Source organism: Pseudonocardia pini (assembly GCF_013870575.1).
Classification (GTDB): Bacteria; Actinomycetota; Actinomycetes; order Mycobacteriales; family Pseudonocardiaceae; genus Pseudonocardia; species Pseudonocardia pini.
Window position 1 is genome coordinate 1 of sequence record NZ_JACBXB010000867.1, and the last position, 2,145, is coordinate 2,145.

Below are 2,145 nucleotides of genomic sequence, written 5' to 3' on the forward strand. Positions count from 1 at the left end.
GTAGACACCCACGGCCAGCAGCAACAGCGTGATCCAGGGCAGCACCGTGGCGACCGAGTCCAGCGTGTCGTAGGCGGCCCGCGCGCGGACGAGCTGGTCGGCGGGGGCGAGGGCGATCGTGGGATGGACCTCGGGGATCGCACTCGCCGCGGTGAGCCCCTCGGCGACCAGCCGCTGCTTCGCCGCGTCGATGAACGGCGCGAGGTCGAGGTACACCGTCCCGCCCTGCACGACGATCGCCTGGCCGTCGCCGGACAGCACGGTGACCATCTGCTGGTGGGCGAGCCGCAGGGCCTGCTCCCAGGCGTCGGAGAACTGCGGGCTCGCCACGAGCGCGCCCACCTTGTCCCGCACGAAGCCGGTCGCCGCCGTCTCCAGCGCCGGGGTGAAGGTGGTCAGGCGCTGAACGAGCTGGGGCGGCAGGCCCTGCGCCGCGAGGGCCGCGAGGGACTGGTCGGCGAGTTCCTGGACGTCCACGTACTCGAACACCGTGGTGGTGACCCGGTTCGTCAGGGCCTCCTGCACGGCCGGGTCCTCGATCAGGGGACCGACCGTCGTCACGAAGCTGTCGGTGTCCGAGACCTGGTCCCGGGTCCAGACCGACAGCAGCGCCACCGGGGTGAGCACCACACCGAGCACGATCAGCACCGCGGAGACGATCGAGCGCCACCGGATGCGGCTGCGGCGGCGCGGTGGTTCGGCGCGCAGCACGGAGTTCTCCCGGCGCAGCCGTTCGAGCTCGGCGCGCTCGTCGGGACGCAGCGCGTCCGGGACGTCGAGTGGTGCGTCCTGTGCCTGGGTCATCTCGGCCTCCACTCGGGCAGCGGAGGTGCAGGCTCCCCCGGTCCGGGCCGCGCCGCGTCACCCGCGCGGGATGAGTGGCCTCACCCGGCCGGGGTGACGACGTCGCCGCGAACCCGGGGCCGCGGTGGAGACGGCCGTCCGGCGGCGGGAGGGCCGAGGAACCCGCGCTCGGCCCGAAGCGGCGGTGACCAGCGGATCGCACAGCCACCCGAAACGGGTGAGCGCGCTCGGTCAGGCCGCCCTCCGACGGCGGCGGAGCACCACCAGCAGGGCGGCGGCGGCGAGACCGACCCAGGCCGCGATCCCGACGACGAGGGCCCAGTCCGTGCCCTGGCAGTCCGCCACCGGGTCGTCGCGGGCGAGGGCGCAGCTCATCAGCTCACCGCGGTCCGCGCCGTACCGGGCCGTGAGCGCGGCGCGGAGGTCGCGCCACTGCCGCACGGTCTCCGTCCCCGCCGCGTCCACGGCCTTCTCGAAGTTGTCGCCCACCATGCCCCGCGGCGTCGTCGGAGCCGAGACCTCGCCGGTCACGGGATCGACGAGCCCGCGGTCCTTGTTGAGCGCCGCGTGCGTCACCCGGCCCGCACAGGGCCCGACGCCGGGCACCTCGTCGCGCACCACGAAGCACCCGGTGGTGAGGTCGGCGGGGACCACCGGCGGGGTCCCGCTCCGCAGGTCGAGCACGGGGCTCGGCGCGGGCAGGTCCAGGCCCGGCGGGTTGTCCGGCCCGGTCGGACGGCCGGGGTCCGCCTGGTCGGCCCAGTTGCTGTGGGCGTAGAAGTCCTGCGTGCCGTGCAGGACCCGGCCGAGCATCTCCAGGACGTCGCACTTGGCGCGCCGCTCGGTGCGATCGGCACCGCCGCACTCCGTGCCCAGGTCGACCTCGGCCGGGACCAGGTCACCGTGCTCGTCCACGAGCCGGGCCGCCGCGTCGACCGCCGCGGCGAACCGGCCGCGCAGCTTGTCGACGCAGGCCGTGAGCCCGACGGTCGCCTGGTCGCGGGTGCGCGGGTAGGCGCCCACGAGGAAGTCGGCGTCGTCGCAGTGCGCCGCCGGGTCGGACAGCTCGTCGCTGTCCGGGGCCCCGACCGCGCCGAACCCGCGGTCGTGGCCCGCGAGGTTGTCCAGGGTCCGCGGCGCGACGCAGGCCGTGTCCGGGCCGATCACGTCCACGCAGGCCAGGGCGGCCCGGGTGATGCGCTCGTGCTCGCGGTTCTGGCCGCCGCCCTGGATCGTGCCGAACCCGGCGGCGGAGCCCGGCATCGCGACGAGCCAGGCGACCACGAGCACCGGGAGCAGCGCCGTCGGTCGCCGTCCCAGCCGCCGTCTCCGCACCTCAGG

1 protein-coding gene and 1 pseudogene are annotated in these 2,145 nt (G+C 75.4%); both read right to left on the reverse strand.

The genetic code is table 11. From position 1 onward, the window contains the following. Positions 1 to 804: pseudogene (locus H5J29_RS30115) on the reverse strand (hypothetical protein); the annotation flags it as partial. Positions 805 to 1,035: 231 nt separating this feature from the next. Then, a partial coding sequence (locus H5J29_RS30120; protein ID WP_220188114.1) for a hypothetical protein occupies positions 1,036 to 2,145 on the reverse strand: 1,110 nt, incomplete at its 5' end.